Raw genomic sequence first — 22,077 nt, forward strand, 5'->3', positions numbered from 1 at the left:
AAACTGTGTGGTAACCCGCCGAACGCGGCGAGTTCCGGCATTACGCTTGCCGGCGCGGCTCGCATCGCAGTGCCGCGCCTCCCTCTACACCGCACGTCATTCCGTACGATTCGTCATGAACTGCTCTTCGTCGCTTTCGTCACTCGTCTGCATCGTCTCGGCCGGCATTGCCTGCGCCGTCAATGCGCAGACGTTGCCCGCCGTCGCGGCCGACGCGCCGGTGTTCGCATCGTCGGCGGTGCTTCCGCCGGCACCGCTGCAACGTTCCGCGCAAGCCGCCGCGACAAGCGACGCCGCCGATCCCGCTGCAACCGCCTCCGGGGCCGCGACGCCAGCCTTCGGGCGTCCCGCCGCCAGCGCCACCGTCCAGCCCGATACGCGCGCCCGTGGCATGCTGCGTCGGCCGCTCGTGCCGGGGCGGCCGCATCGCCCGCAAGTGGTCAGCGCACCCGCCGCCGACGTATGGCGCAGCGACAGGTTGTACGAGTCGCCCTATGCGAAGTCGCCCTATGAGCAACCGGGCGATCCGGACTGACGCATCCCGGCCGGTCATGCCGCGGCGTGACCGGCGATGACCGATACGGGATTGGACACCACGGCGAACGGCGCGTCTGTGAGGGACCCCACCGAACGCCGATCTTCATAGGTAACGGGGATCGCACCCCGAAGCGCCCTACGCGTGCGACGCAGCACGCATCACGACCGCCCGACCGACACGCTCGCGTACGATCGCGCGGCCGCGTCGGGTGCAGCCGGATCGGCGACGCGCGCGACCGGCCGGGCCGAGTCGCGGCCCAGCGCCTGCATGCACAGGTCGATCACGATGTCCGTGCCCACCGCGCCGTACACCGCATGGTCGACCTGCGGCTCGAGGTGCAGACGCACGTGACGCGAGCGCCGGAACGCGCACTCGATTGCGCCGAAGTGCCGCCGGACATCGTCGATGCCGGGATCGAGCGCGCCGTACACCAGCGTCGTCCATACATTGCGCTGCGCAAGCGCGTGCATCACGCCGCGTGGCGTGCCGATGCCCGGCTTCCAGCCGACGCGCGCGGCGAGTTCCTTCGCCGGCACGCTGACCCGCGCGATCGCATTCGCGGCCACTGCCCGCACGATCGGCCGAAGGTCGCGCCGTTCCCGCAGAAGACGCTTCCACTTCTGCCAGTCGCGCACCGACAGCCAGTAGCCGCGCACCGAGTTGTTCCGCTGCTTCTGCACCGACTCGAGCGAGAGCCCGGCCGGCCAGACGAAGCGGGCAAGATTGATCGCGATCACGCCGCCAAGCGACGGCGTCTTCACGGCCGCATGCAATGCGGCATAGGCGCCGGAACAAATGCCGGCCGCGGCGACCTCCGGGTGACCGAGGGCGCGCAGCCAGTCCGCGGCAGCGGCAACGTCGTCGCTCGACTGCGCCGAATACACGACGCCCGACTGATCGTCCAGCGCAGCGGGCCCGCTATCGCCGACGCCATGCACGTCGATCCGCAGCGTCGTCACGCCGGCGCGTGCCAGCGTGCGCGCGAGGCGCACGCTGAAGCGCCCTTCGCCGCTGCGCGGATTCGTCGACGTGTTCGCGATCACGACAGCCGGCCCCACCGGATTCGCCGACCGCGTGTCGGCGGGACGGCACAGCACGCCGACCAGCCGGTCCGGACCGACCGCGACGACCTGCTCGGTCATGTCGTGCAAGTCGAGCGCGACGGCCGATTCTCCATTCCACGTCGGATCCGCTCGTGACGGGGTCTCGACGCCAGTCGGCCTCCCCGGCGCGCGTTCGGCGATCCAGTTCGCGAGCGTGTCGATCGCCGCGAGCGGCAAGCGCGAGCGCGTGCCGTCCTGCATCGTCGTCGGCCATTCGCGGAACGGATCGCTCGCCACGTCCACGCCGCGCTCGAGCAACGCTTCACGCAATGCCGGCCCGTCGCCCTGATCCGGCTGGATCAGCAACATCGCGCCGGGCAACGTCGGCGCGTCGCGCACGACGTCGCACAGATCGACCGCCTTCAGCGCCTCGACGAAATCGGCGGGAAAGCGATGCCCGAGCACGTTCATGCACGGTTCGTCGCGATGCGCGACGCGAATTGCGGGCGACGTGGTATCGAGCCACTGGCGATGCACGAACGACAGCTCGCGCAGGTAGGCGCGGCCGCGCACCACCGGTGCCAGCGCTACCACCGCGTCGACGTGCGGCGCCGGGCGCGGGCCGACACCCGCGGCGGCCAGCATCGCGAACAGCGCGCCTGCGCGGATCCCGACCAGCGTCAGCGCGGTGACGCCAGCCTGATCGCGCAGCAGGTCGATCGCATCGTGAATGCTGGCGATGCTCGCGGCATGCCGACCGGCGTCGCGATCGTCGCCCGCCGAGTCGCCGGTGCACGGATAGCTGAATCGCAATACCGTGAGGCCCTCGTGGGCCAGCCGCTCAGCGATCGCCCGCATGAGCTTGTGCGTCCACGAAGCCTCGTGACCCAGCGATTCGCACAGGATCACGCCTTGTTTCGTCTGTCCTTCGTGCAGCCACCCCACGCAGCTGCCGAACGTTATCGGCTTCAATTGGTACTCCTCGGATCGGTATTTTTTATCGGACGCGGACGCGCGTTCCGGCGGCTCCACCGGAATCGGCCACTCCACGATCATGTGACTGCGCTACCAGGCACGGCCTTCTGGCAACGGACCTTCGCCGCGCCCCTGCGCGACTTGTTCGACCTTCGCGATGCGTTGTCCTGGTCCCGCTGCCGGGGACGGCAGGTTGCCGGCCCGAGTCGTCGTCAAGCCTTTCCGCCACGAACCAAAACAGTCGTTCGATTAGAGCATTCGGCCCGAGCGTTCTTCGGTGCGCCAGCTTACAAATGCATTCATCACTGCAGCGATACAACGAGGCCCGCGCTGTCGCGATTCGCGCCGCCCATGCGTACCGAATCCTCGAAAGGTAGGCTCGCGAACACAGTCGTCCCGCTCGGCCCGTATCATGACCGCCATACGATGTGGCCGTGTCCGGCATCGCCGGACGAAGCCGGCGCCTGCCGAAACGGGCCGCGAACCCACGCAGCCGGGTCAGCGCCGACCGGCCGCGCGAGCGCACGGCGGCCCGCACGCCGCCGCCAAGCGACACCCACGGCGCCGACCAAGCGAATGTCAAACCTCAAGAAGAATTTCCTGCTGCTGCTGACGCTGCAGATTTCGATGTATGCGGTGCCGCTGCTGATCGCACCGTTGCTCACGCATGCGCTCGGCCCGGAAGGCTACGGGCAGCTCGCGTTTTCGCTGGCGGTCATCGCGTACCTCACCAACTGCACGAGCTACAGCTTCGACCTGACCGCCACGCCGCGCATCGCGCTCGCGCGCGACGACCGTGCAGAACGCTCCCGCATCTTCTGGGCGACGCTGTATGCGCAGATCGGCATCGCGGTGATCTGTTTCATCGCGCTGGTCGGGCTGATCGTCCTCGTCGGCCGCTTCGGCGAGGACCGCGACCTGCTGCTGATCGGCTTCGGGATGGTGGCCGGCGTGGCGTTCACGCCGGGCTGGTATTTCCAGGGCATGGAGAAGTTGCGCGCGCTGAGCGTGATCCTGTTCATCGGCCGCATCCTGAGCCTGCCCGCGATGTTCGCGCTCGTGCACAGCCCGGCCGACATCGACCGCGCGATGATCGTCAACGCCGCCGTCCCGACGCTGTCCGCGCTCGTGCTGGCCGTCTATCTGTATGCCCAGCGCGAAATCGACTTCGTTCGCGTCGGTTTCGCCGACATCGCCGAATCGCTGAAAGGCGGCTGGCAGGTGTTCCTCGCATCGACGTCGATCGCGTTCTATGCGTCGACCAACACCGTGCTGCTCGGCTTCGTGTCGGGCAACGTCGCGGCCGGCTATTTCGCCGCCGGCGACAAGCTGATCCGCGCTGCGCTCAGCATGCTCCAGCCGCTGAAGGCTGCCACCTATCCGCGCATCAGCTATCTGATGCGGCATGCGCGAAACGACGCGTTTTCCTTCCTGCGCAAGCTGTTCGTCGTGCAGGTCGCGATGGTGCTCGGTATCTCGCTCGCGATCTTCTTCGGCGCGCCGCTCGCCGTGCGCATCCTGTACGGGCCTTCGTACGAACCGACGGTCCTGGTTCTGCGGTGGATGGCCTTCATTCCATTCATGGCCGGGATGACCGACCTCTTCGGTGTGCAGACGATGCTGCCGCTCGGGATGAAGTCCGAATTCACGCGAGTGCTCATGTCATCGGGCATTCTGAACATCGTACTCGTGCCTGTGCTCGCGAAGTACTTCGCCGAAGTGGGCGCCGCCGCCGCCGTGCTGACGGCCGAGGCTGCCGTCGCCGCGGCGCTTGCAACCGTCGTCTATCGCGCCGGCATACCGATGCCCGGCAGTCCCGTCGCGCGGCGCGGCTAGCGGACCGTTCGTGCCGCCCCGCCCCCCCGGGCGGCCGGAATCCGACGACATTCCGTTCGATGCGCGCGCAACGAACTGCATCGCGCGGGCACGCACCTCCGCACCTCCCTCCCCGCCAGCCCCTCGCGCGCAGGTACTTCTTACTCCGCCGCACACGCCGGATCGGGAACGATGACCGTCTTTTCCCCACGCCAAGCAATCGCATCGAAAAAAGATCATACGTATCGGTAGAAACACCGATGCTGTAGTCAAACTACATTCGTACGATTGGTCGCTGCAGAGAATCGCTACATCCGATTCGGCAGTGTCGGACGGTCCGCGTCGCCGTCCGCGTTGTTCGATCGGGCCCAACCGGCCGTAACGATTCCCCGCCTGGCCTGGCATGCCGACGCGCAACCACCCTGCATCGCCAGCCGAAGGCGTCCGGTGCGAATCCACCGGGCGTGCGCAGCTCCAGACATCATCCGAACAACGAGCAATACGATCATGGAGAGCAACATGCGGGACACACTCTGGCCGGCCACCGTGCTGGCGGCGACCCTCTGCACCAGCGCCTATGCAGGCAACGCCGATTTCAGTTCACAAGGCGACGCGGCCGACGCGTTCGCGTCTTCCGCCGTGCAGCGGCGCGCCGACCTCCTCGTGCGCAAGATGACGCTCGACGAGAAACTACAGTTCATCCATTCGCAATACGAAATGTCGAAGGTGCCGAGCGGCGGCGCCGGCTACATCCAGGGTGTGCCCCGACTCGGCATTCCCGATCTCAACATGGTCGACTCGGCGACCGGCTCCGGCAGCACGTCGCTCGCGAGCACGACCTTCCCCGCGACGATCGCCGTCGCCGCGAGCTGGGATCGCCGCTTGTCGTACGACTACGGCAAGCAGGTCGCGATTCAGTTGCGCGCGCAAGGGTTCGGCATGGGTCTCGGCGGCGGCACCAACCTCGCGCGCGAGCCGCGCGGTGGCCGGCTGTTCGAGTATCTCGGCGAGGATCCGCTGCTCGCCGGCGACCTGCTCGCGGAGCGCACGCTCGCGACGCAGCGGCAGAAGGTCATCGCGACCATCAAGCACTATGCCGGCAACGAACAGGAGCACGGCCGGATGGGCGGGAACACGCAGATCGACGAGCGCACGCTGCGCGAACTCTACCTGCTGCCGTTCGAGATCGCCGCGAAACGCGGGCAGCCCGGCAGCGTGATGTGCAGCTACAACCGCCTGAACGGCACGTACGCCTGCGAAAACAATCACCTGCTGAACGACGTGCTGAAGAACGAATGGGGCTTCCAGGGCCAGGTGCAATCCGACTGGGGCGCGACGCACAGCACGGCGGCCGCGATCAACGCCGGGCTCGACGAGGAAGAAGACGTCGGCCCGTCGGTCTACCTGACGCCAGCCGCCGTCAAGCAGGCAATCTCGAACGGCTCCGTGTCGACCGCCCGCCTCGACGACATGGTGCGCCGCAAGCTGGCCGTGATGATTCGCGTCGGCGTGATGGACGATCCGGCCAAGGGCGGCGGCGCGATCGATTTCGCGGCCGCGAACCGGTTCGCTCAGGGGGTCGCCGAGCAGTCGATCGTACTGCTGAAGAATGACGGCAACCAGTTGCCGCTGGCCGCCGCGGGGTTGTCGCGCATCGCCGTGATCGGCGGCCATGCCGACGCGGCCGTGCTGTCGGGCGGCGGCTCGGGCAACACGCGCGATCCGGTGACGGGTTCGTTCGCGGGCTGCGGCGGGCTGACGTTCGGGTCGTCGACGGGTTGCAGCTGGTGGCGCAATCCGTGGCTCAAGGTCGACGTGCCGATCGTCGCGGCGATCCGCGCGCTCGCGCCGGCGGCACGGGTCACGTTCGCGGGCAACAGCGACCAGCAGTCGCCGTTCCGCGCGTACACGCAGCAGGAAATCGACCAGGCCGCGGCGCTCGCGGGCCGCTCGGATGTCGCGATCGTCGTGGTCGCGCAGCCGGCCGGCGAGGACTTCGGCGATCTGCAAAGCCTGAGCCTCGCGAACCCGTCGAACCAGGATGCGCTCGTCGAAGCCGTCGCGCGTGCGAATCCGCACACGATCGTCGTCGTCCAGAGCGGCAATCCGGTGCTGATGCCGTGGAAGGACAACGTGTCGGCGATCGTCGAGGCGTGGTATCCCGGCGAGGGCGGCGGCAAGGCCATCGCGAACGTGCTGTTCGGCGCGGTCAATCCGTCCGGCAAGCTGCCTGTCACGTTCCCGGCGCGCGACCAGGATTCGCCGACGTGGGGGCAAAACGGCGCGTTCGAGAACGATCCCGTCTATGCGGAGAAGCTGAACATGGGCTACCGCTGGTACGACGCGCGCAACATCAAGCCGATGTTCGAATTCGGCTACGGGCTGTCGTACACGCACTTCGCGTATTCGGGCCTGTCGGTGTCGCGGCAACGCGACGGTTCGTTGAGCGTCGCGTTTACCGTGCGCAATGACGGCCGCGTCGCCGGCGCGGAAACGCCGCAGGTCTATCTCGGCGTGCCGTACAAGGACGAACCGCCGAAGCGGCTGGTCGGCTGGGAAAAGATCCGGCTGAATCCGGGTGAGGCGCGGCATGTACGCGTGACCGTGTCGCCGCGGATGCAGAGCGTGTGGGACACGTCGCGCAACGGATGGAAGGTCGTGCCGGGCGGGACGGTGTATGTGGGCGCATCGTCGCGCGATATCCGGCTGCAGGGGAGCTGAGCCGCGGAAGTGATCGGAAGCGCCGCGCTCGTCAGTTGCGGCGCTTCCGCTTTCCGTACGCCGGACACTCGCGCGCCCGACTGCTGCTTCGGCTATCGAAGCACCAGCGCCAGCAGCGTCGCGAGCGCGACGATCCACGGCACCACGTCCGCCTGATGCGCGGCAACCGCATCGGCACTCGCTCCCTTCGAGCGTCTCCAGCAACGGCCGCGCGAGATGCAGCACCTGATACACGGTGCCTGCGCCGCCGTCCCCCGGCTCGTGCTCCGACACGAGCGCCCGCGTCACCTTCCGGTGCGCCGACTCGATGCTGACGGCGGCCGCCAAGACGCCCGGCTGAGCCGCCGCTTCGCGATTGCACGCAATCTCCCGTGCAAATGTCGCTTCGAGATCGGCATCCGCAGCGATGTCGACGGTCTCGAGTCGAACGAAGCCCGCCGTCGATGCACGCCCCTTGCGCGCGTCGAGCGCAACCTGGACCTCGATCGACGGCCGCTCGAAGCTGTCCGTCACGACCTGGAAGCCATCGTCCGTGCCGAATCCCGCTCCCATTTCGGTGCGCGTCGCGAGAGGTTTCACCGCCGTCGCGCCCACTCGCGGTATCCTTCGTCTGACGCCGCCGCGTGGCCGTCCCGTTCATCGGCCAGCCACGCGCATGCCGAACCATGCACCGCGTTCACCTCGGCCGCGACAGAAAGCGCCCGCAATGCGGGCAAGCCATTGCATGCCCCGTGCATGCCGACGACGATCAACGTGACTTACACCTTATCCGCTTCCCGCACAACCGAACTCGAAATCCGCAAGAGCCGCTTCATCGCATTCGCGATCCCCGTCGAGGACCGCGAAGCCGCAATGCAGGCGTTGCAGCGCCTGCGCGACGAGCACCCGACGGCCACCCACGTGTGCTGGGCGCTGCTTGCCGGCGGCCAGTCCGGCATGTCCGACGACGGCGAGCCGTCGGGCACCGCCGGCAGGCCGATCCTCGAAGTGCTGCGTCATCACGATCTCGACGGCGTGCTCGGCGCGGTCGTCCGCTACTACGGCGGCGTGAAGCTCGGCGCGGGCGGCCTGGTGCGCGCCTATACGGATGCGATCGCCTCGGCGCTGCTCGATGCCGAGCGCGTCGAACGCATTCGCCACGCGCGGTTCGCGATCGAAATCGGCTACCCGGACGAGGCACGCGTGCGCCGCTGGATCGAGCAGGCGGGTTACGAGCTGGTGGACAGCGCGTACGGGATGACGGTGAGGCTCGTGATCAAGCTGCCGGAAACGGCCGAGGCGGCTGCCAAGACCGAACTGTTCGATTTGACGCAGGGGCGCTCGGGCTTCCCCGACCTGTGAAATTACGGCAACCAAGCCGCATTCCCGATCCGGGGATGATGCGCGCCGCATTGCACGGCGCGCCTCAGTGGTCGACCCAGCCGGCCCGAACCGCTCAATAGACGTCAGGGACGATCATGCTGTCCGGCGTCGGACGGCGAATGTAGTCCTCATGGTGCTCGCGCTGCGGCAGATCGATCGTCGGCCGCGGCACCTCGTGATACGGCACCTGGGTCAGCAGGTGGTGGATGCAGTTCAACCGCGCGCGCTTCTTGTCGACCGCCTGTACGACCCACCACGGCGCCTCGGGAATATGCGTGCGCAGCATCATCTCTTCCTTCGCGGCCGTGTACGCTTCCCAGCGACGGCGGCTCTCGAGGTCCATCGGGCTCAGCTTCCACTGCTTCAGCGGATCCTCGATCCGGCTCTGGAAGCGCAGCTCCTGCTCGTGGTCGGTGATCGAGAACCAGTACTTGACGATCTGGATCCCGCTGCGCACGAGCATTTTCTCGAACTCGGGCACCGAGCGGAAAAACTCCTCGTATTCATCGTCGGTGCAGAAATTCATCACGCGCTCGACACCCGCGCGGTTGTACCAGCTGCGATCGAACAGCACGATTTCGCCGCCGGCCGGCAGATGCGCGACATAGCGCTGGAAATACCATTGCGTGCGTTCGCGGTTGCTCGGTGCCGGGAGCGCCGCCACGCGGCACACGCGCGGGTTCAGGCGCTGCGTGATGCGCTTGATCGCGCCGCCCTTGCCTGCCGCGTCGCGCCCCTCGAAAATCACGACGAGCCGGTGCCCCGTGCTCACGACCCAGTCCTGCAGCTTCACGAGTTCGCCCTGCAGCCGGAACAGCTCGCGGAAATACTGCTTGCGCGCTTCCCGGCGCTCCGCCGAGAACAGCAGATCCTCGTCGTTGTCGAAGCGGCGGTCGTCGAGCTCCATTTCGAGTTCTTCGTCGTACGCGTCGACGAGGTCTTCCTCGAAACGGCGCCGGCGCGAATCGAGCGATGCCGTATCGGTGAAGTTGTCGGTCTCGGTGCGGGAATCGTTATCGTCCATGCGGCCTCCTTCCTTCAATTGACGCAGCCAAACTCCACCATTATCCCAGTGTCTCGCGTCAAATTGATGAAAAAGGGGCCGATCCGCCCCTCAGAAGCGGAATCCGAGCGGCACGCTCGCCAGCACCGGGCTCGGGGAAATGTTGAAGGTGTTGGACGCCAGCGTCCGGTCCGGCTGGCCGAATGTCAAGCGTGGTCTTCTTATGCAACGGGATAAGCCGGACACGTGACCGAGCCGTATCGCAACCGGCTGCGCGAAGTCGAGGAGCAATTCAGCACCGATCACCGCGAGGCGCTGTCCGCGCTCGAATCGGTCGGCATGCGCATGCGTGCGCTGCGGCAGTCGCTGCAGGCGGCGCGGCTCGCATACGAAGCGTCGATGAAAGCGCACCGGGTCGGCTACGGCACGACGTATGAAACGCTGAACCTGCGGCGCGACATCTCGGGCATCCGGCAGAAGCTGTTCGACCGCTATCTCGATGTGCTCAAGCTGCAGTTGACGCTGAAAAGCGTGCGCGGCACGCTGGACGAGCCGTCGCTGATCGCGGTGGACAGCTTCCTCGAAAGCAACGCGGCGAACGACCGGGGCCGAGCGTCAGGCGACACGCAGCGGCACGACCGCCGCGGCGGTCGCGCATCCGGCCGCCTTCGTCAGTGAATGATCCGCGTGACCCCGCGTCCGCGCGGATCGGCCATCGCCTCCGGCGTCTTGCCGTCGATCTTGATCACCTGGATGTCGCCGCTGAAGTCCTGCCCCTTCAGCGTGTAGCCGCGAGCCTCGATCTGCTTCGCGAGTTCGCCTTCGATCGGGTGGTACGGCTCCCAGAAGATCGTGTTCGGCGGCAGCAGCTGATGGTGAAAACGCATCGCGCCGACGGCTTCCTTCAACGGCATCTTGAAGTCGTAGATGTTGTTGATCACCTGGAAGATCGACGTGAAGATCCGCGAGCCGCCCGGCGTGCCGATCACGAGCGACACCTTGCCATTCTTCGTCATGATCGTCGGCGACATCGAAGACAGCGGGCGCTTCTTCGGCTCGATTGCATTCGCATCGCTGCCGACCACGCCGAACATGTTCGCGACGCCCGGCTTCGCGGAGAAGTCGTCCATCTCGTCGTTCAGCACGATGCCGGTGCCGTCGGCGATCACGCCCGAGCCGAAATAGCCGTTGATCGTGTACGTGTTCGACACCGCGTTGCCCCATTTGTCGACGACCGAGAAGTGCGTCGTTTCAGCCTTCTCCGGCATCGTCGTGCCGAGGCCCGGCTGCACGCTCTTCGTATCCGACGGCTCCTTCGTGTTGACTTCGGCCGCCCGCTTCGCAATGTATGCGTCGTCGGTCAGCTGCGCGATCGGCACCTTGTAGAAGTCGGGATCACCGAGATACTGCGCGCGATCGGCGAACACGCGCTTCTCGATTTCCGCGACGAGGTGGATGTACTGCGGCGAGTTGAGCTTCACGCCCTCGAAGTCCTGCTTGAGGTCCGCCTTCATCTTCAGCAGCTGCACGAGGCCGATGCCGCCCGAGCTCGGCGGCGGCGCGGTAATCACGTCATAGCCGTTCCACTTCGCCTGCACCGGCTGGCGCCACACCGCACGGTATTGCGCGAGATCCTCGGTGGTGATCAGCCCGTTGCCGTCGCCAGTCTTCATCGATGCGGCGATCAGCTCGGCCGTCTTCCCCTTGTAGAAACCTTCCGCGCCGTCGTTCGCGATGCGCGTGAGCACGTCGGCGAGATCCGGCTGCTTGAAGTTCACGCCGGCCTTCAGCCCGGAGAAATATTTGTCGAAGTTGGTCTTGCCGCCGAACTCCTTCGATGCGTCGACACCGCGCTGCGCGAGCTGTTCGTCGACGACGAAGCCGTCGCGCGCATAGTGGATCGCCGGCGCGAGCACCTGCTTCCACTTCAGCTTGCCGAAGCGCTTCTGCGCTTCCCACATGCCCGCAACCGTGCCCGGCACGCCGACCGCGCGCGGGCCATACAGGCTCATGCCCTTGACGACGTTACCGTCCTTGTCGAGATACATGTCCTTCGTCGCGGCGAGCGGGGCACGCTCGCGGTAGTCGATGAAGTATGGCTTGCCGTCCTTGTAGATCGTCATGAAGCCGCCGCCGCCGATGTTGCCGGCTTCCGGATACGTGACGGCGAGCGTGAACGCGATCGCGACGGCCGCGTCGATCGCGTTGCCGCCTTCCTTGAAGATCCGCTCCGCGGCGTCCGCGCTGTACTTGTCGGCCACGGCGACCGCCGCGCTCGTCAGGACCGCCGGCTGCGGGCCCTTCGCATAGGCCGGCGCGTTCGGCAGGAAACCGATGCCGGCCACCGTCGCAAGCACGACAGCGGATGATTTGAAGCGATTCAGCATAGTCATTGCATGTCTCCCATGTGGATCTCCTTCAGGCAGGAAAGGCACCTGTTCCGCTCACGACCGCCGGCGTGCCGACGGCCATCTCCGGTTTCGTAGTATAGGGGGACAAAAAGGGTCGAACACATGACGTGCAACGAAAGCGCATGCGTTGTGCGCGCGTGGTCACGTCGAGGTGTCAAAACAGGCCGGTGGATCGGTCGAAATTGCACGCGATACGCAGCATCACGCAGCGCACAAAACCGAAAGTTGCGAACTGCGCGGCACGCCGCGCAGTCCGTGCAAAAAAATCTGCAAGCATCGCTCCCACTGCAACGGACGATCTGCGAAGATAGCGCCCCGCTTTCGCGCCGCATCATTTTTTCTTGCACGCGCAGCTTCACGTTTCTTCGTCTCGCTTCCTATGGCATCACACAATGCGCATCATGCGTCCGGCTTCGCGGCCGGCGTTGCCGCCGCCGTCCTCGTCGCACAAACCGGCGCCACGGGCCCGTGGCATTTGGGCATGTTCGCCGCGTTCGCGGCGGGCGTCGCGGGCGGCACCGCGCCCGACTGGCTCGAAGTCGCCTGGTGGACCCGCAAGCGCCGCTTGTGGATCACGCACCGCACCGTCACGCATTGGGGCATCGGCTGGATCGCGCTGCTCGCGCTCGGGTGGCACGGGCTCATCCATCATCCGCATCCGCTGTGGGCCGCGCCGCTGTTCGGCTTCGCGTGCGGCGGCGTGATGCATCTGCTCGCCGACTGGCCGAATCCGCTCGGCGTGCCGTGGATCTGGCGGCGCCATTCACTGAACCTGTGGAACAGCGGGCATTGCGACCTGATCGTCGTGGCCGCCGCATGGGGCGGCACGCTGTGGCTCGCGCAGTCGCTGTGGACGCGTGCACCGCTGCTCGAGCACTGGCTTGGCTGGTTGCATCGCGTTTAGTTGCAATTTGGCGCAATTCGATGCGCTATCGGCATGCCCACGCGCATGCAACTTTCCGTTCGCTTAAATATCGGGTCAACTCACACGTCGGCTAAGCACACCGCTTCACCACGCCTGCGTGCTCATGCTGGCGTGCCGTCGGCAACTCGCCGATACACGCGCAAGTTCCGTGAAGCCCATTAGCCATCGCCGCCTTTTTGCATCGAAATGAGGCAAGCCTTATACGGCACCCATTTTCGGATCCGTCTCATAGACGCGTGGCGCCTCCACGGCCCACCATTCCCACCGGTAACGTGCCCCATGGGCATCCATATCACGGCACCACATCGACCGGCATCGCGCACGATGGATTGATCCATCCCGCTGTGATGCCGCCAGAAACTTGAGGCATGCACGAAGTGCGTCGCTTCAGTTCAGATAAGGAATGGACACCTGACGATGGCCGCGCAATCCAATGTGCGTTTTACGTTGAAGGTCGGCGATGTCCCGCTTGATGTCGTCGAGTTCGACCTCGACGAGGGTCTGTCCGAAGGGTATCGGTTACGGCTGACACTCGTCAGCGCCGATCCGGCCGTCGACTTCGGCAAAGTGCTGGATTGCCCGGCTGCACTCACTATCTGGCAGAGCGACGCGCCTGTGCGTTATGTACATGGCGTCGTTTCGAGTTTCGAGCAAGGTGAAACCGGCTTCCGGCGAACGTTCTACTACGCGGTGGTCGAACCGGAACTCGCCCGCCTCGAACTCGGCTCCGACTGGCGGGCCTTCCAGGCCGAAACAGTCCCCCAAATCATCGCCAGGGTGCTCAAAGAACAGCGCATCGTGCACGTCGACTTTGACGACTCGACCGAACATCTCACCCGTGAATATTGCGTACAAGCCGGCGACACCCATGCTTACTTTTTGGAGCGCATCGCACGGGAAGAAGGCTTCGTCCACGGCTTTCTGCATACCGAGAACGAACATAAGCTGATCTATTGTGACCGGCTCTGGATTTACGGAGGAATTCAAGGCGGTCCCGTCTTGTATAACCCAATGGCCGGCGGCGACCAGCCGGAACCCGCGCTGCGGCGGTTCCGATACACAGAAAACGTCCGCACCGCCCAGCAAACCCAGCGCGACTACGTTTTTACCCACCCGCGCTACAACCAGGAACACTCGCCACGGGCATCTGACCTGGAACACCAAGGCGATCACTACGAGCGTTTCGACTACCCCGGGAGATACAAGCAAGATGCGGCTGGAACGCCGTTCACCCTGAATCGCCTGCGCGGACATCGGCGCGACGCCAAGGTGGCCACAGTGGAAGGCGATGACGCACGTCTCCAGCCAGGCTTGGCCTTCGATTTGACCGATCACCCGCGTGACGCGTGGAACCGCGGCTGGCGCGTCATTCGCATGCGCCACCGCGGCGTGCAGCACACCAGCCTGGAAGAAGACAGCGTCGGTGCGGAACAGGGCACCCACTACAGCTACACCGCCGAACTCGTGCCGGATGACGTGGAATGGCGGCCGGAGCCCTTGCCCAAGCCCCGCATCGATGGCCCGCAACCGGCGACAGTGGTCGGCCCGGAAGGCGAAGAAATTTTTTGCGATGAGTGGGCGCGGGTAAAAATTCAGTTTCCGTGGGATCGCCGCGGTACGTTCGATGATCACAGCTCCTGTTGGGTACGCGCCGTCCAGAACTGGGCCGGCGCCACTTGGGGGCACATCGCCATCCCGCGCATCGGGCAGGAAGTCCTGGTGATTTTCGTCAACGGCGATCCCGACCAGCCGATCATCATCGGGCGTACGTTCATGGCTACGCAGCTACCCCCCTACGAGCTGCCGCGCCACAAGACGCGCATGACCATCAAGAGCAAGACCCACAAGGGCGACGGCTTCAACGAGCTGCGCTTCGAGGACGAGAAGGATCAGGAAGAAATCTTCGTCCACGCGCAGAAAGACCAGAGCATTCACGTCAACCATGACGAAACTACCTTCGTCGGCCATGACCGTAGCGAAAACGTCGAACATGATGAAACCGTCGCCATCGGCCACGACCGCAAGGAAACGGTCGGCAACGACGAACAGGTGACGATCGGTCGGGACCGGCGGCATCAGATCGGCCAAGACGATTTCCTTGCCATCGAGCGTAATCACACTGTCCGTATCGGCAAAGACCGCACCGAAGAAGTCGGCAACCACCGCCACGACACGACCACCGCCAACCACTCGATCACGATTGGCGGACATCTCGAGGAAGAGGTCGCAGGCTATGCTCAATTGGCCGCCGGTCAGGCGATTCGCCGAAAAACCCGCGTCTATGAACTGGGCGCCGCCGACGCCATCGTCATCAGGGGTCCCGGTGGGACGCTGCGTATCGATGCATCCGGAATCACGATCAGCGGGATCGCGATCAAGCTCGAAGGACCGTTGCGCCTGCAAACGGGCGGGCGCGGCAATGCGCTGGGCATCGCCGGCACCCCTAACACCGGCCTGCCCATGGATCGTGCCTGTGCGATGCGCGCAGACGGCACCTGCCCGCGCAAACCCTGCCCCTGCGGTAAAGGAGCAGCTTGATGGAACCGCACACCATCGACGCAGGCTGGCCACGCCACGTCGTGCGCGCCATCGCCGAACCGGCCTGGTCGGCTTTGCAATCCGGTCCACGACCATGGCTCTTGCTCAGCGGCGCGCATAGCGAAGCGTTGGAGGAAGAAGTTATCGCGACCATCCATGGCTTCGACTACCGCTGGGTATGGCGCGATACGCCGCTGGAGTACGCGCTTCCCGGCTATCGCCACGGTCCATTACTGGTCCCACTGGATGCGGCGCTGCTGGCCCATGCCGTCGCGACCTGGATACCCCGGCAAGCTGGCGTGATTCTGCTTGGACCGAATGATGAAAACGTGTTGGTCAGCCACGTGCAGGGGCTGCATCAGTTTATCGCTGCGGACGGATGGCCCGTCGCATTCGGCCTGCACATCACGCGCGCACTCGAAGAATGCTGCGAGGCACTGCCCGAAGACCAGCGCGCCCAACTGTTCGGTCCGATTGAAGCTTGTATCTGGCACGACGGTGAAACGCAAACCGACACTTGGCTGCGTGCCGATGCGCCTGATCGCAAGGCGCCACCGTTGTCGATCGATCATCACCTCGCATTGACGCCAAGCGACGAAGCCGCGTTGAACCTGGCTGGACGTGCGTGGTTCATGCGCGAGTTTGCTCATACGCTGACGCGACGCTTCCCCGCCTACGCTCCTGCCGACGCGCAGCTTGTCTTGCGTCGGTCGTTGGCGACGTTCGCCGATGAAGCGCATCAGTTCGGCTTCCGGCTGGAATGCGATATCCGCTACTACATGGAACTGCGGCTGCGCTATCCACGCGAGCCTTTCGTTGAGGACAAAACCGTGCATGCGCTGCTGAACCGGCGCGAAGACCACGGCATGTCAAGACTGTTTGCCATCACGGCGCGTCTGACCCAGATTGCGTCCCTCACCTTCTAAGCACACGCCGCCATGACAAATCGCCTCCAGCGGGCCGTGCAACCGGACAGCCCCAACGCCAAAACCTGCGACAGCCTATCCGCACCGCCCTGCGAGCATGGCATTCCCCTCTATCCGCTGCGCTACGGCATTGCGGACCAGCCATACGATGCGAAGGCCTATCCCAAGCTCAGTGTGGCCGGCTACCCTGCGCTGCAAGGTGGCAAGGCCTATGGCCTGCGCGTGCTGCGCCCTGGCACCTACGTCTATCTGTTCTTTTATCAAGGTGGACGCATGATGACGACGCACTACAAGGTGACAGCCGACGTGCGTTTCGCGCCCATCAAGTGGACTGCCGCGGACTATAACGACGATGCGCCCGGCCGCGTGGCGCGTCCCGACGAGACACGCGCGACCCCTTATTTGCTGGCGCCGGACAAGGGCACCGCCGATACCGTCTACGTGATGGTCAGCGACACGCTGCTGACGCACGGCACGCTCTGGTGGATCGAAACCAACGAGGGTGGGCTGCGCGACGCCTTGGCGACGACCGTGAAACCCGGTGGCGGCCCCGAGCAACGTCATGTGTTCGATGCGGTGTTGCTGGGCAACGCCACACCGGAACTCATCGCTTCCGTGTCGGGTGTGGCACTAGACTACCCGTGGAGCGAGATCAAGCTCCGAACCGACAAGCCCGACTACGCCCGTATTCTCAGCGCCATGCACATTGCGCTGGTGCCGCGCAAGGACACGCCGCCGTTGGCGGTGGCATTGCAGGACCCCATCGGTATCGCCAGCGAGCTGGGGCATCTCTGCGCGTTGGAAGTGCAAAAGCGCGACAACTACCAGAAGGCCAGCAAGCACCGGCTTCAAAGCGCCGCGCTGATCGACGGTTATTTCACCTATGCCGAACGGCAGGCCCAGACGCCGGACACCCAACATGCACTCCAACGTCAGCGCGAACTCGTCGACCTCAAGGGCGCACGCGCCTTCCGGCCGACCTATGAGAAAGCACTGAAAGCGTTGCAAGTCCCGGTCGACAAAACTGGCGCTGACGTCGCTGCATGGGTCAAGCTGGTAGACGCGTCCCTGCTCGTCGGCAAAGCGTTCAAGCTGTTTGACCTGTCGTGCGCCGACAATGCCCGCGACTTCGAAATCGCCGTGCTGAACTGCCTCGCCGCCGCCGTGCACACGGAGGGCGGTCGGGCCGAACTGGCGAGGATCATTGAGCAGCCGCCGGAAGTCAGCCCGCTGTGGCAAGCCCTGAGCGCGGGCGACGAACCGCTCATGAATCGCTTTGCCACGCCGCTCACCCTCGCCAGGGGCGTCTTCGACGTAGTGGACAAGATGCTCGACGAGCGGCCCGGCACCGTCGTCACGGACATGCTCGCGCGGCTCATCTATTCCTATGTCGCCACCGCCCCCCTGGAGAAGGCCGATATCCAGGTCAGGCGCTGGCGTCATCTGGCCGAACGCCGCTTCGCGTGCGTGCTCGGCTGCCGCTCGGTATCCCGCGACCAGTACCTCGCATGGAGTCTGGAGGTGCAGGGCTATGCAAGCTTCCAGGATCGCGAGACCCGTTGGAGAGTCCAGGTCGATACCGCGCCAGGCCTAAAGCCAGGCACCACGCGCGTCTCGATGGTCGAACAGGTCGACGTGTGGGAATTTGAAACGGTGGGTACCGCTCATGTCATCGGGCAGCCCAGGCCGATGGATCCGTCCGGCAACCCCTTGCTGCGCAATCTCAAGCGCTTGCGGGGGCCGGTGGGGTTCGGCTTTACGTGGATCGGGGGTGGGTTGGCGATTTGGGGGATGAGGAATGCGATTAGGGATTTGCGAGAGGACAACAATGTCACAACCGTCCTATCCGCTTTTGGTTCTGGGTTTGCCTTGATCGGAGCGAGCCTGGAAGTGACGACAGTCAGCGTCTCTTTGATCGCATCTCGAAGTGGCAACACGGCACTGGCTAAAGTCCTCAAGGTCTTCGGATTGAAGTGGGGAACCACCGTATTTGGATCGCTGGGCGCCGCGGTGCTCGCCGTGGCCGACGGTGTGCGCAGCATCAAGGCCGGAAACCAAGCCAACCCCGAACAAGCCGCTATGTATCTGAAATCCGCCCTGTTTGGCGGCGTCTCAGCCTTCGCAATCGCAGCAGGCGGCACAGCCAGCTTGGCAGCCCTAGCCGGCACCGCCGCCCCCCTCTGGACTCTTGGCATTACGCCCTTCGGTTGGGCGCTGATCTTCATCCTGACTGTGGGGACCGTTGCCTATTACACGATTCGGGCGGACACGACGCAACACGGCCCGGTGGAAATCCTGCTCAGCCACTCCGCCTGGGGAGTCCTCACGCCGCGCTACTCGCTGGCGCAGGAGCTGGAAGCCTGGCATAGCCTGCAATACAGCCCTCAAATCGGTGCCGCGTGGGAACCGGAGCATGGTATCGCCGGCATCCTGCGGCTGCGTTGCACCGTCGCCGCCACTTACGCGATGGATGACCTCCAGACCAATTTACGAGTGCTCTTGCGCGGGCAGCCGCTGGAAAAGATCGACGCGAACAGCGCACTGACGCGTCCGGGCGCCCTGATCAACCTCGAAAGCCATTACATCATCGGGCCGCTCACCGCTAGCGTGGGCGTGGAACGTGGCTGGCGCATTGCCATGCACAAGGATGCCCAAGTCGAGTTGAAGTATTTCTTCCGCCCCGATCCGCAAAAACTGCCAACGATCGGCGTGGAACAGCCTGGTGCGCCCGAGCCCTTGGTCTTTACCTCGTCCGGCTGGCTCTCTCCGACCATTGATCCTGCCAAACTGACCCCCGTCAGGCCTCCCAAATGAAATGCTCCCCCAACACCCTCCAGCGCCTGCCTACAAGCCTGCTTATCGGCGCCACCCGTTTGCGGCGTGGCACACCGGATCGCCACGCCATTCCCAGTACGCCTGACCTGATACAGCAGGAACTGGGCGTACGGCGGGTGAACTCCCAGTGCGTCGAATTAGTGCTTCAGGGCAACATCGTGCGGGATGTGTGGGCAAGCTTTATCGGCAAAGCGCTACTCGTTGGCGCGGGGCTTGCTGTCTCTCTCCGAGCATTGGATAAGTCGACAAATTGGGGCCATCTGCTTTTTGGAGTGCTCCTCACTGTTACGATCACCATCGCGATGTACTACTGCTTCCGGAATTTTGCAGGTCGCTTCAGAGGCAGCTTCGTGCGCCTTCATCGCGGCACACGAAAGCTCTATGTCGTCAGCCCCTACGATGAACATTTCACGGCGCTGGACTGGGACGCCCTCCAGGCCTTCGCCGGCTACGTCCCGCTCGTCAGTACCGCCGGCTATTCCGACCGCTATCCGCTCTACCTGATCGGCATCGACACGGAACGCACTCCACCGCAGGAAATCTGCGCGTCCTGCGGTAATTTGGGCTGGCGCGACCAGGGCGCATCTGCCAAACAGCTTTGGGATTATCTGCAACTCTTCATGGACGAAGGCGCGGGTGCGCTGCCCAAGCCGCCGCCGGTGCCGCCGCGCCTGTCACGCAAGCAGACCTTCCTGCGCTGTTACCGCGATTGGGCCGCCAAGTTCCGCACCGACCTGCTCACCGCCAAAGACTGGCTGCGCAAGCCCTGGCTCGTGCTCGGCAAGCTGATCTGGCTCGTCTGCATGGTCTTTCCTGACAGCCTCGCCGAGGTCATCGAATACAACGTGCCCTATGCGCGGTTTCCGAGCGAGATCGATAAGCTCTGTGGCATGGCTGACGAAGAAGCGGCGGAACCACCGCGCGTTGAAGCATGAGGGCTGACATGCATCAAGCTACCCCGCCCCTCCGACGCCTGCCTACCAGTCTGCTCATCGGCGCCACCCGCTTGTGGCGTGGCACACCGGATCGCCATGCCATCCCCAGCACGCCTGACCTGCTACAGCAGGAACTGGGCGTACGGCGCGTGAGCGACCAATGCGTCGAGTTGGCGCTTCAAGGCAACATCGTGCGGGATGTGTGGGCAAGCTCTATCGGCAAATTTCTGCTCGTTGGGATGGGAGGAGCGGTCTATTTCTGGTCGATATCGACGCCCCCAATTACCGTTGATGTATGGGGCCTGCTCTTCCTTATGCCCTGTATCGCCGTTGCCGCTTCCGTCGCGCTGTACTTCTGCTTCCGAAACTTTTCAGGCCGCTTCCGGGGCAGCTTCGTGCGCCTCCATCGCGGCACGCGAAAGCTCTATGTCGTCAGCCCCTACGATGAACATTTCACAGCGCTGGACTGGGACGCCCTCCAGGCCTTCGCCGGCTACGTCCCGCTCGTCAGTACCGCAGGCTATTCCGACCGCTATCCGCTCTACTTGATCGGCATAGACACGGCGCGCACCTCGCCGCAGGAAATCTGCGTCTCCTGCGGCAATATGGGCTGGCGCGACCAGGGCGCATCTGCCCGACAGCTTTGGGATTATCTGCAGCTCTTCATGAATGAAGGCGCGGATGTGCTGCCCAAGCCGCCGCCCGTACCACCACGCCTGTCGCGCAAGCAGACCTTCCTGCGCTGTTACCGCGATTGGGCCACCAAGTTCCGCACCGACCTGCCCACCGCCAAGGACTGGCTGCGCAAGCCCTGGCTCGTGCTCGGCAAGCTGATCTGGCTCGTCTGCATGGTCTTTCCTGACAGCCTCGCCGAAGTCATCGAATACAACGTGCCCTATGCGCAGTTTCCGAGCGAGATCGATAAGCTCTGTGGCATGGCTGACGAAGAAGCGGCGGAACCACCGCGCGTTGAAGCATGAGGGCTAACATGCATCAAGCTACCCCGCCCCTCCGACGCCTGCCTACAAGCCTGCTTATCGGCGCCACCCGTTTGCGGCGTGGCACACCGGATCGCCACGCCATTCCCAGTACGCCTGACCTGATACAGCAGGAACTGGGCGTACGGCGCGTGAACGCCCAATGCGTCGAGCTGGCGCTTCAAGGCAATATCGTGCGGAACGTCTACGCAAGCTTTATTGGAATATCCCTACTTGTTGGAATAGGCGGGGTTATCTCACTTTGGTTCCTAGATGCGTCGACAGGTTCGCCCCCTGCGTGGGGCCAACTTCTGTTTGGATTCCTCGTCACTGTTGCGATCGCAGTCGCGATGTACTACTGCTTCCGGAATTTTGCTGGTCGCTTCAGAGGCAGCTTCGCCCGCCTCCATCGCGGCACACGAAAGCTCTATGTCGTCAGTCCCTACGATGAACATTTCACGGTGCTGGACTGGGACGCCCTCCAGGCCTTCGCCGGCTACGTCCCGCTCGTCAGTACCGCAGGCTATTCCGACCGCTATCCGCTCTACCTGATCGGCATCGACACGGCGCGCACTCCACCGCAGGAAATCTGCGCGTCCTGCGGCAATTTGGGTTGGCGCGACCAGGGCACATCTGCCCGACAGCTTTGGGATTATCTGCAGCTCTTCATGGACGAAGGCGCGGATGCGCTGCCCAAGCCGCCGCCCGTACCACCACGCCTGTCACGCAAGCAGACCTTCCTGCGCTGTTACCGCGATTGGGCCGCCAAGTTCCGCACCGACCTGCCCACCGCCAAGGATTGGCTGCGCAAGCCCTGGCTCGTGCTCGGCAAGCTGATCTGGCTCGTCTGCATGGTCTTTCCTGACAGCCTCGCCGAGGTCATCGAATACAACGTGCCCTATGCGCAGTTTCCGAGCGAGATCGATAAGCTCTGTGGCTTGGCTGACGAAGAAGCGGCGGAACCACCGCGCGTTGATGCATGAGGGCTGACATGTGGCAAGCTACTCCGCCCCTCCAGCGCCTGCCTACCAGCCTGCTTATCGGCGCCACCCGCTTGCGGCGTGGCACACCGG

14 protein-coding genes and 2 pseudogenes are annotated in these 22,077 nt (G+C 64.6%); 12 read left to right on the forward strand and 4 right to left on the reverse strand.

Translation table 11 applies throughout. From position 1 onward, the window contains the following. The first annotated feature begins 46 nt into the window (after positions 1 to 46). Positions 47 to 535, forward strand: a complete 489-nt coding sequence (locus tag WS66_RS07330; protein WP_236872878.1) for a hypothetical protein — start codon at positions 47 to 49, stop codon at positions 533 to 535. Positions 536 to 696: 161 nt separating this feature from the next. Here the strand turns inward: WS66_RS07330 and WS66_RS07335 are convergent, their stop codons facing one another. Continuing rightward, positions 697 to 2,553: an alpha/beta hydrolase gene (locus tag WS66_RS07335; protein ID WP_059599326.1), complete on the reverse strand. Its 1,857-nt coding sequence runs from the start codon at positions 2,551 to 2,553 to the stop codon at positions 697 to 699. Positions 2,554 to 3,132: 579 nt separating this feature from the next. Between WS66_RS07335 and WS66_RS07340 the strand changes: the two genes are divergently transcribed. Together WS66_RS07340 and WS66_RS07345 are read left to right on the forward strand one after the other, a co-directional pair. Then, positions 3,133 to 4,392, forward strand: coding sequence for an oligosaccharide flippase family protein (locus WS66_RS07340; protein WP_059599254.1), 1,260 nt, complete (start codon positions 3,133 to 3,135; stop codon positions 4,390 to 4,392). Between the two features lie 498 nt (positions 4,393 to 4,890). Further along, positions 4,891 to 7,092, forward strand: coding sequence for a glycoside hydrolase family 3 C-terminal domain-containing protein (locus WS66_RS07345; protein WP_059599325.1), 2,202 nt, complete (start codon positions 4,891 to 4,893; stop codon positions 7,090 to 7,092). A 273-nt stretch (positions 7,093 to 7,365) separates the two neighbouring features. Here WS66_RS07345 and WS66_RS07350 read toward each other — a convergent pair. Beyond that, positions 7,366 to 7,644 (reverse strand): annotated as a pseudogene (locus WS66_RS07350) (DUF4865 family protein); the annotation flags it as partial. A 183-nt stretch (positions 7,645 to 7,827) separates the two neighbouring features. Between WS66_RS07350 and WS66_RS07355 the strand changes: the two are divergent. After that, the gene (locus tag WS66_RS07355) at positions 7,828 to 8,433 is read left to right on the forward strand and encodes an IMPACT family protein (RefSeq protein WP_239007376.1); all 606 of its coding nucleotides are present in this window, start codon (positions 7,828 to 7,830) and stop codon (positions 8,431 to 8,433) included. 94 nt (positions 8,434 to 8,527) lie between these two features. On the opposite strand, the gene ppk2 is transcribed toward WS66_RS07355, so the two are convergent. Continuing rightward, positions 8,528 to 9,478: a polyphosphate kinase 2 gene (gene ppk2 / locus WS66_RS07360; RefSeq protein ID WP_059599253.1), complete on the reverse strand. Its 951-nt coding sequence runs from the start codon at positions 9,476 to 9,478 to the stop codon at positions 8,528 to 8,530. A 216-nt stretch (positions 9,479 to 9,694) separates the two neighbouring features. Here ppk2 and WS66_RS07365 point away from each other — a divergent pair. Beyond that, a pseudogene (locus WS66_RS07365) lies at positions 9,695 to 10,054 on the forward strand (TolC family protein); the annotation flags it as partial. 74 nt (positions 10,055 to 10,128) lie between these two features. Here the strand turns inward: WS66_RS07365 and ggt are convergent. Continuing rightward, positions 10,129 to 11,850 (reverse strand): gamma-glutamyltransferase, encoded by a 1,722-nt coding sequence (ggt, locus tag WS66_RS07370; protein WP_059599251.1) that lies wholly within the window; start codon positions 11,848 to 11,850, stop codon positions 10,129 to 10,131. Positions 11,851 to 12,247: 397 nt separating this feature from the next. On the opposite strand from ggt, the gene WS66_RS07375 reads away from it, so the two are divergent. The 7 genes from WS66_RS07375 (at position 12,248) to WS66_RS07405 (ending at position 21,987) form a co-directional block, all read left to right on the forward strand. Next, positions 12,248 to 12,772 (forward strand): metal-dependent hydrolase, encoded by a 525-nt coding sequence (locus WS66_RS07375; RefSeq protein WP_059599250.1) that lies wholly within the window; start codon positions 12,248 to 12,250, stop codon positions 12,770 to 12,772. Positions 12,773 to 13,210: 438 nt separating this feature from the next. Continuing rightward, entirely contained in the window at positions 13,211 to 15,331 is a 2,121-nt protein-coding gene (locus WS66_RS07380) for a type VI secretion system Vgr family protein (RefSeq protein ID WP_059599249.1), read from the forward strand. Continuing rightward, positions 15,331 to 16,257, forward strand: a complete 927-nt coding sequence (locus WS66_RS07385) for a DUF4123 domain-containing protein (RefSeq protein WP_159086525.1) — start codon at positions 15,331 to 15,333, stop codon at positions 16,255 to 16,257. The genes WS66_RS07380 and WS66_RS07385 overlap by 1 nt, the downstream gene beginning before the upstream one ends. Before the next feature lie 12 nt (positions 16,258 to 16,269). After that, positions 16,270 to 19,071 carry a toxin VasX gene (locus WS66_RS07390; RefSeq protein WP_059599247.1) on the forward strand — a complete coding sequence of 934 codons (2,802 nt, stop codon included), beginning with the start codon at positions 16,270 to 16,272 and terminating at the stop codon, positions 19,069 to 19,071. Then, positions 19,068 to 20,027 (forward strand): DUF6708 domain-containing protein, encoded by a 960-nt coding sequence (locus WS66_RS07395; RefSeq protein WP_159086526.1) that lies wholly within the window; start codon positions 19,068 to 19,070, stop codon positions 20,025 to 20,027. The genes WS66_RS07390 and WS66_RS07395 overlap by 4 nt, the downstream gene beginning before the upstream one ends. Positions 20,028 to 20,035: 8 nt before the next feature. Then, complete coding sequence (locus WS66_RS07400) at positions 20,036 to 21,007, forward strand: DUF6708 domain-containing protein (protein ID WP_159086527.1); 972 nt, start codon at positions 20,036 to 20,038, stop codon at positions 21,005 to 21,007. 8 nt (positions 21,008 to 21,015) lie between these two features. Then, positions 21,016 to 21,987 carry a DUF6708 domain-containing protein gene (locus tag WS66_RS07405; RefSeq protein ID WP_159086528.1) on the forward strand — a complete coding sequence of 324 codons (972 nt, stop codon included), beginning with the start codon at positions 21,016 to 21,018 and terminating at the stop codon, positions 21,985 to 21,987. The last annotated feature ends 90 nt before the right edge of the window (positions 21,988 to 22,077 follow it).

Origin of the sequence: Burkholderia sp. LA-2-3-30-S1-D2 (assembly GCF_001523915.2) — a bacterium.
Taxonomy (GTDB): Bacteria; Pseudomonadota; Gammaproteobacteria; order Burkholderiales; family Burkholderiaceae; genus Burkholderia; species Burkholderia diffusa.